Raw genomic sequence first — 7,997 nt, 5'->3', positions numbered from 1 at the left:
ACCGCTCGCCGGGGGCCCCGCCGCCGTCCGGGCCCGGCCCCCAGGCCGCACGCCCGGACGGCGGGCGGGCGGAGGGCCGGGGGTACGGCGGCGCGCCGCGCCGCCACTTGATCCTCATAGGGACTATTCGGCAACGATCTCGGTTGTCATCTGGAAGTACATGTACGGCGGCGGTGTGGGCAGGTAGCTTCGCGGTGTGGCTGATGACGCTGAGCTGACGCGCTGGGTGGTTCATGGCGAGCGGTTGATCTACGACAACCGGTGGATCCGGCTCGGGATGGCTGATGTCGAGATCCCCGGCGGGGAGCGGTTCGAGCATCATGTGGTGCATCTGGATCGGGCTGCCATCGCTGTCGTCGTGGATGAGCAGGATCGGGTGTTGCTGATGTGGCGGCACCGGTTCGTGTTCGACCGGTGGGGGTGGGAGTTGCCCGGCGGGCTGGTCGAGGCCGGCGAGGATCCGATGGCGACGGCCGTGCGGGAGGTGGAGGAGGAGACCGGGTATCGGCCGAAGCGGGTCGAGCACCTGGTGAGCTACCAGCCGATGGCCGGCATGGTGGACTCCGAGCACATCCTGTTCCTCGTGCATGGCGCCGAGCTGGTCGGTAAGCCTGAGGGGGAGGTGGAGGCCGATCGGATCGAGTGGGTGCCGATGGCTGAGATCCCCGACATGATCGCTCGTGGGGACATATGGACGTCCGGGACGCTGATCGGGTTGCTTCAGGCTCAGCAGCGGCTCAACGGCCGAGAGCGCGGTTGACCGCTCGCGAGAGTTCTTCGATGCGGCGTCGTTGGCGGCGGCAGCCGGTCATGGTTGCCAACTGCTGGGCGCGCTGGATGTGAGGCTGTGCTGCTTCAGGTTCGCCGGCCGCGAGCAGGGCGTGGCCGAGGTCGCAGCGGACGCCTGCTTCGGCGCGGTTGTAGGTGCCGTCCATTCCGGCGAGGGATGAGCGTAGGTCCTCGACGGTGCTGGGGTCGCCGAAGCGGAGCAGGCAGCTTCCGCGCCAGCGGGCGAAGTGGTGGACGTTGATGGACAGGTAGGGCATGTCCGGGTCGCCGTCGCCTTCCGGCAGCACGAGGGCGGCTTGGTCGAGTGCGCGGCGGCATGCGTCTTCGTCGCCGAGGATGGCCGCGGCTTCGGCCTCGGCTGCGGCGAGCCAGGTGTTGAGGCGGGCGGGGACGCGGTCGCGGTGGGTGGCGTGGATGTGCTGGAGGAGTTCGGCGGCTTCGGCGGGACGGCCCAGGTCCATGAGGACGTACGCCTGTTCGCCGGAGACGTAGGCCAGGACGGCGGCGTCCTCGGCTTCGCGGGCGGCGGCCTTGGCGCGTTCGTAGTGGTTCCACGCGTCGTTGAGCGCCACGGTGTTGATGGCCTGCCAGCCGGCCAGCGAAGCTGTTTCGGCAAGTAGGTGGGCGAGCTGGGCACGGATGCGTGGACGGACGGCGTGGCGGTGGGCTCGTTCGATCTGGGCCATCTGGGCGTGCATCTTGTCGGCGATGGCGAGGCTGCCGAGTCTGCGGTCCTGGAGGCGGAGGTTGTTGGTGTCCGTACGCAGGATCATGACCATGGTGTCGTCGACGGCCGCGGCGGCCTCCAGGCGGGCGGTGAGTTCGTCGGTCTGCTCCTGGTGCTCGTCGTCGAGGTCGCCTGTCGGGGACGCCGTGTCGAGCGGGGCCAGGCCGAGGAGCATGCGGGCGTGGTCGGGCAGGCCGAGTCCGGTGGCGATGCGTTCGAAGACGGCCAGTTCTTCGATGGGGCCGGCCGTTCCGTTGAAGATCTTGTTGACGCGGGGCTGGGCGATTTCGGTTGCTGATGCGATGCGGACCTGACTGATACCGCCGTATTTGGCGACCAGGCGGAACAGTCCCGCGATGTCGCGGTTTTTCAGGCTTTCTCGCATATCGTCGCGTTCCCATACCGATGGCGGCAGCTTGATCGGCTGGAAACCACTCGCGCGCATGCGACCCTCCGGAACTCGTACTCCGAGATTGTGCATTGCTGTGCGGCGGACTCTATATGCCTCGACGGTATATCGCCGTGGGATATGTATAAACGGTTGGTCCATTCATGCTCTGCCGCATGACAACTCCAGTCAGGTGCGAAGAATGCGAGGGGCGGGGATGGAAGATCGTCACCCGTCGTGGGCATGTGGCGGCATCGAGGTTGGATGCGGCCTCGTCGGCCACCACTGAGTGCCTTCACTGCGAAGGGGCCGAGCACGGTCCTGCCACCGGCGAGGCGTTCGAGTGGGAGGTCCGGGTTCTGTCCGGCCTCGGCGAGGAACTGGGGACGTGCGGTTCGAGCTCGTTCCAGGCGACTGCCATGGATGAGCTGCGCAAGGCCATGCGGGGCATGTCGGTGGACGCCGGCGCGGTGCTGGGGCGGATCGTCCACAGCGTCTACGGGCTCGGGGCCGTGCCGGACGAGACCACCCGGCGCGAGATCTTCCGGGCCTACCTCGACGCGGCGGGCTCGGTGCGGTTCGAGCGGGTGGCCGGATGACGGCCCCCGTCGTGATCTCGATCGATCCGCGTCGTTCCGCTGAACTGCTCCGGGAAGCGCTGGAGCAGAACGGCATCAGCGCGGATGTCCATGACGGGTACGGGCTCGCCCTGGTGTCTGTCTGGGTCGGGCTGGTCGTGTGGTGCGACGGTCGTCACTACTGGTGGCGAACCGGCTGGAATGTCGCCCGTCGTCGCGTCATCTATGCCTGGCATCCGGCGATTGATCCGGTGCGGGCCGCTCGCCGTATCTCCATGCATTATTCGGACCTGCGTAGGGCGCAGCCGTATTCGGCGTTGATCGCCGATCTTGTTGACGGGGTCGAGTAATGACCGGCCGGCGGGTGTCGTGCGGGGTGGGGACGGAGCGTCGCAATTTCTCGCTCGTGCAGCACGCGGTTGTGCGTGGCGCTGCCAAGGCGTTGTGCGGCGAGACGATTCAGCTCGTGGTGATCGGTGATTGGCAGGTGCCGTTCATGCCGAGCGTCGCGAGCGCTTGCGAGGAGTGTGTACGCCTCCTGGCGGGGCGTTCTGAGTCCTAATCATGGCCTGACAAGTCTTGGCTCAGCCGGTACTGTACTTATGCGGACAAGCGCAAGAGTGAACGGACGGCTAACATGAGCATGGACTTCGCCCCGCCGAAATATGCGCAGGTCATGCAGGCGATCCAGGAGCGTATCGAGTCGGGTGAGTACGCGCCCGGTGACATGCTGCCGTCCGAGACGCAGCTTGTTCGTGAGCTGGGCGTGGGGCGCACCACCGTGGTGCGGGCGCTTCAGACGCTCGCCATGCAGGGGTGGATCGAGCGCGAGCACGGGCGGGGGTCCTTCGTGAAGGGCCGGCCGGAACGCGAGGCCGAGACCGTTCGTCCGGGCCTGGGTGCTGCGGAGCAGGGGGAGAGCGCCGACAGTCTCGTCGAGGTGGCGCGGGTATCTGCGCCTCGGCATGTCGCTAAGTTGCTCGGGGTCGCCGAGCGTACGCCGGTGATCGTTCGCAAGCGGGTGGCCCGTCAGGCGGATCTCGTCTCGGCGGTGGAGACCGTGTGGGTGCCGCTGGAGATCGCGGTAGGGACCGATCTGGACAAGCTCGAGCCGTTGCGGGGCGGCATCCGCAAGCATCTCCAGGCGGTCAAGCATGTGCGGTTCGATCGCATCACTGAGCGACTGTCGGCACGTAAGCCTACGAAGGACGAGGCCGAGCTGCTGGGCTCGGCCAATCCGGTGCTCGGCGTGACGGCGACGGTGCACGACCCTGCGGGGAACGTCCTGTTGGCCATGAGTCTGGCGCTGCCTGGCAGCCTGCATGAGCTTGAGGATGTCTACAAGGTGAGGTAATTCTTACCGCGCCACTCCGGCTCAACCACTTGTGCGGACGAGTGGTCACAGCCTACTCTCAACTCATGCGGACAAGTGGACGAGCGGATGAGGGCTCGTCGCCGCAACCGAGAGGAACGACATGGCAATCCAAGGACCCATCCCGATCAGCTTCGAGCAGGTCTTTCCGCTCGGCTGCTACCTCATCGGGAACGTCGAGCAGGTCAAGGACTTCGACGCCTCGGCCAACGGCAGGACCGTCTACGCCAAGGACAAGACGACCGGTGAGCCGGTCTGGCAGATCCCGGTCATGGACGGCGATCCGACCGTGAAGGCTTCCCAGAAGACGGTCACGGTCAAGCTCCTGTCCACGACCGAGCCCACCGCTCCGCCGGCCGTACCCGGCATGCCGATCACACCGGTCGAGTTCGTGGGGATGACCGTCACTCCGTACGTCGCCCAGAACGGGCGGCTCGCCTACTCCATCCGCGCGACGGGGATGCGCCCGCCGCGTGCGAAGCAGACGCCGGCCTCCAAGGAGGTGGCGGCGTGAACCTCGGTCCGTACACCTACGTCACGGTCTCACTGGCCCCCGAGGAGACGCCGCGACTGGACGTCTCCTTCCACACGAGTGAGGTACGGGTGCGCGCCAGAGTGATCGACGAGCGTCGCCCGTACCTGTCCTTCAGCACCCCGGAGACGCAGGTCTCCTTCTCGGCCACGGGCCTGGGGCCGGTGACTGACGCCGACCTGGCCTTGGCCCGCGAGATCTACCGCGCCGCCGCTCAGTACCTCGCCGACTGCGAGCGCTTGCACGCCCAGCAGCCGGTCGCGGACAAGGCCACCGGCAAGGCCGTCGACCAGACGGCGGCCTGACAGGTAAGGCGGGGCCGCTGGAAGCGGCAACTTCCGGCGGCCCCTCGGTTCTCCCCTGACTCCACATCACGAGAGGTTCCCAGCTTATGTTCAAGCGGCTGCCCGGTGACGAGGCGCGCAACCTCGTCACCACCACCCCTGACACGGCCATCGTCTTCCGCCCGGCCGTCGTCCAGACTCCTGCGATCCTGACTCTGATCGTCTTCGTCTGGCGAGTGCTCACCGGCTGCGTCCGGACGCTGTGGCGGCATCCCGTCGCCGCCCTCATCGCCCTGACGCCGGTTGCCCTCACCCTGGTGTACGGATGGCGAACCGCGCTTCTCCTGCTCATGCCGGTCCCCACGGGGATGCTCGCCTGGGCCATCACCGACCGGCGCGGCTTCACTCGCCTGATCGGGCTGCGGCTGTTGGCTTGGTGGCGGCTCGTCTGGGTGTACCGGCGACACTGGCAACCGGTCGTGATCATCTCAGGGCTCGGTCGGCACCTGTGGGGACGCGACTACCTCCCTCGACTCGGCAAGGTGACCTGCACGGCCTGGGCCGACCTGGTCACCGTGCACATGCTCAAGGGGCAGTCGGTCAAGGACTGGTCCGACCGGCTCGATCATCTCGCGCAGGGCTTCGGTGCGGCCTCCTGCCGAGTGGCGGTCACCAAGGGAGGTCGGCTCCTGCTCACCTTCCCGCGTACTGATCCGCTTGCCGTGCCACTCGACGCGCTGCCGCTGCCCGACGTCCCCACCGTGGGGCCGGTCGAGGTCGGCAAACAGGAGGACGGGCGGCCGTGGCGGCTCAAGGTGCACGGCACACACGTGCTGGTCGCCGGTGCCACCGGGGCCGGCAAGGGCTCGATCATCTGGTCCACGATCCGCGGACTCCTCCCCGCCGTCCAGGCGGGGCTGGTCGAGATCTGGGCGCTCGACCCCAAGCTGATGGAACTGTCGTACGGCCGTGCCCTGTTCGGTGACCGGTACGCGGCCACCCCTGAGGACTGCGCCGACCTACTCGACCGGGCCGTCAACGTCATGCAGGAACGCGCCTCCCGGTTCGCCGGCCTTCAGCGCTCACACACACCGACCGTGGAGGACCCGTTCGTCCTGGTGGTCGTCGACGAAGTGGCGTTCCTGACCGCGTACCAGGCCGATCGCCAACTCAAGCAGCGCATCTGCGCCGCGCTGGCCACGCTCACCACGCAGGGCCGCGCGGTCGGCGTAGGTGTCATGGCCGCCCTCCAGGACCCGCGCAAGGAGGTCATGAACATCCGCAACCTCTTCCCCGACAAGATCGCGCTTCGCCTGGACGAGTCCGAGCAAGTGGACATGGTCCTCGGCGACGGAGCGCGCGACCGTGGCGCCCTGGCCGACCACATCTCCCCCGTCCCTGAGCGGGGAGCGGGCATCGGTTACGTCCGCCTCGAAACCTCACCCGACCCCATCAGGGTTCGCGCGGCCTACGTCTCCGACATTGACATCCGCGACATGGCCGCCACCTTCACCGCCGGAAAGGACGCCGCCTGATGAAGGTCTGCTTTCACGGGACGGCCGAAGAACTCGAACTCGTGGCGGCCCGCCCCCTCATGGTCCTGCTCACCTTCCGCGACCTGCCCCGACTGCGCGTTTTCACCCTTCTCCACCCACGAACGCTCAAGCACCCGTACAACGGCCTGTTCCGGCTCTGCGCCGACCTGGCCGAGGACGAGGGAGGTGTCCATGGCTGAACTGCCTCGCGCCGTACGGCAGACCATGCCGCTGGCCCGTGAGGTGGCCGTGGAGGTCGCCAAGCAGTACGGCGTCTGCATCCGGCCCATCCCGCTCAAGCGGCTCGACGTCCACACGGGCCGCTGGGAGATCGTGGACGTGCCGTGCGGGGCTCCCCTGGAAGCCAAGTGCCCGTCGTGCGCCAAGCGCAACAGACAGCTCCGCAGGGCTCAGTGCCGCGAAGGCTGGCACCTCGACCAGGAGCCGGCCATCACGCCGGACCCCCCGAACGAGGATCAGCGGTGGCTGGTCGAGTTCCGCGCCGACCTCCAGGCCCGTCGCGACCAGGCCGCGGCGCTCGGCGAGGAGACCGCCGACTGGGATGCCGCGATCGAGGGCGTCGATGTCGAGATCAATGAGGCGGGCATGCGCGGCAACGTCCTCGGGCGAACCGTCCCCAAGCGCACCCGCTCGACCAGGCGGCGGCAGGACGCGCCGAACCTGCCTCGCCGCAGGATGGCACCGACCACGCTGGGACGGACGTTCACCAGCTCGGACGGCAAGCTCTACCGGCCCTCGATGTTCGTCACGCTCACGCTGCCGTCCTATGGGAAGGTTCGCGACGGCGTACCCGTCGATCCCGCGACGTACGACTACGCGCGGGCTGCTCGGGACGCTCTGCACTTCTCCAAGCTGGTCGACCGGTTCGTGCAGAACCTTCGCCGGGTGGCTGGCTTTGACGTGCAGTACTTCGCCACGGTGGAACCTCAGAAGCGCCTGGCCCCGCATCTTCACATGGCCATCCGCGGCACCCTTCCCAGGGCTGAGGTCAAGCAGATCGCGGCAGCCACGTACCACCAGGTGTGGTGGCCGTCAGTCGACGAAGTGCGCTTCGACGGTGACCACCTGCCCGTCTGGGAAGACGGCACCGGCTACCTCGACCCTCGTACCGGCGAGGTCCTGCCCACCTGGCAACAGGCGCTCGACCACCTCGACTCCGACGAAGAGGCCAAGCCTCTGCATGTGATCCGCTTCGGCGAGCAGGTGGACGTCAAGGGCATGCTCGCCGGCACGAAGGACGCCGACCAGTGCATCCGCTACCTGTCCAAGTACCTGACCAAGTCACTCGGTGACAACCTCAACGTCGACAACCCTGCCCAACGGGAACATGCCGCCCGCATGGTCGAGGCGCTGCGCTTCGAGCCGTGCTCTCCGGCCTGCCCGAACTGGCTGCGTTACGGAGTTCAGCCCAAGGGTGCCAAGCCGGGGATGGCTCCTGGTCGCTGCCGCAGCAAGGCGCACACGCCCAACCACCTCGGCTACGCGGGCCGTCGCGTCCTGGTCTCGCGCAAGTGGTCCAACAAGACCCTCGCCGAGCACAAGCAGGACCGTCGTACCTGGGTCCTGGAAGCCCTCGGCCAAGCCAACGAACCTACCGACCCGCATCGCTACGTCTGGAAGCCCGTCCCGGTCGGAGACGTCAACGTCGCCCCGCTGGCCATGCGCCTGCTGCGGTCGGTCGCCGAGCGTCAACGTTGGCGAGCCCACATGGCCAGGCTCCAAGCCGAAGCGGACGGCCAAGACTCATGGACAAGCGAGGAGGCGGCCTGAC

The 7,997-nt window shown here is 67.7% G+C and carries 10 protein-coding genes; 9 read left to right on the top strand and 1 reads right to left on the bottom strand.

Annotated elements, in window-relative coordinates; translation table 11 throughout:
- The first annotated feature begins 196 nt into the window (after positions 1 to 196).
- A complete protein-coding gene (locus ACWCSU_RS51215; RefSeq protein WP_185845329.1) occupies positions 197 to 760 on the top strand; it encodes an NUDIX hydrolase in 564 nt (187 codons plus the stop codon).
- Here the strand turns inward: ACWCSU_RS51215 and ACWCSU_RS51210 are convergent.
- A complete protein-coding gene (locus ACWCSU_RS51210; protein WP_449944584.1) occupies positions 738 to 1,961 on the bottom strand; it encodes an XRE family transcriptional regulator in 1,224 nt (407 codons plus the stop codon). The genes ACWCSU_RS51215 and ACWCSU_RS51210 overlap by 23 nt on opposite strands.
- Before the next feature lie 362 nt (positions 1,962 to 2,323).
- Here ACWCSU_RS51210 and ACWCSU_RS51205 point away from each other — a divergent pair, with 362 nt between their 5' ends.
- The 8 genes from ACWCSU_RS51205 to ACWCSU_RS51170 all read left to right on the top strand — a co-directional run bounded on the left by ACWCSU_RS51205 (position 2,324) and on the right by ACWCSU_RS51170 (position 7,996).
- On the top strand, positions 2,324 to 2,503 hold the full coding sequence (locus tag ACWCSU_RS51205) for a hypothetical protein (RefSeq protein WP_449944581.1): 180 nt from the start codon (positions 2,324 to 2,326) through the stop codon (positions 2,501 to 2,503).
- On the top strand, positions 2,500 to 2,832 hold the full coding sequence (locus ACWCSU_RS51200) for a hypothetical protein (protein WP_449944579.1): 333 nt from the start codon (positions 2,500 to 2,502) through the stop codon (positions 2,830 to 2,832). The genes ACWCSU_RS51205 and ACWCSU_RS51200 overlap by 4 nt, the downstream gene beginning before the upstream one ends.
- 287 nt (positions 2,833 to 3,119) lie before the next feature.
- The gene (locus ACWCSU_RS51195; protein WP_449944576.1) at positions 3,120 to 3,836 is read left to right on the top strand and encodes a GntR family transcriptional regulator; all 717 of its coding nucleotides are present in this window, start codon (positions 3,120 to 3,122) and stop codon (positions 3,834 to 3,836) included.
- Positions 3,837 to 3,957: 121 nt separating this feature from the next.
- On the top strand, positions 3,958 to 4,368 hold the full coding sequence (locus ACWCSU_RS51190; protein WP_449944573.1) for a plasmid replication, integration and excision activator: 411 nt from the start codon (positions 3,958 to 3,960) through the stop codon (positions 4,366 to 4,368).
- Positions 4,365 to 4,691 carry a hypothetical protein gene (locus ACWCSU_RS51185; protein WP_449944570.1) on the top strand — a complete coding sequence of 109 codons (327 nt, stop codon included), beginning with the start codon at positions 4,365 to 4,367 and terminating at the stop codon, positions 4,689 to 4,691. The genes ACWCSU_RS51190 and ACWCSU_RS51185 overlap by 4 nt, the downstream gene beginning before the upstream one ends.
- Before the next feature lie 86 nt (positions 4,692 to 4,777).
- Complete coding sequence (locus ACWCSU_RS51180) at positions 4,778 to 6,205, top strand: FtsK/SpoIIIE domain-containing protein (protein WP_449944568.1); 1,428 nt, start codon at positions 4,778 to 4,780, stop codon at positions 6,203 to 6,205.
- Positions 6,205 to 6,405 (top strand): hypothetical protein, encoded by a 201-nt coding sequence (locus ACWCSU_RS51175; RefSeq protein ID WP_449944565.1) that lies wholly within the window; start codon positions 6,205 to 6,207, stop codon positions 6,403 to 6,405. The genes ACWCSU_RS51180 and ACWCSU_RS51175 overlap by 1 nt, the downstream gene beginning before the upstream one ends.
- Positions 6,398 to 7,996, top strand: a complete 1,599-nt coding sequence (locus ACWCSU_RS51170) for a replication initiator (protein WP_449944562.1) — start codon at positions 6,398 to 6,400, stop codon at positions 7,994 to 7,996. Before ACWCSU_RS51175 ends, ACWCSU_RS51170 begins: the two co-directional genes overlap by 8 nt.
- Position 7,997 lies beyond the last annotated feature (1 nt).

The sequence above is a fragment of the Nonomuraea sp. NPDC001699 genome (genome assembly GCF_053596455.1).
This window is presented reverse-complemented; position numbering and strand designations above follow the sequence as displayed.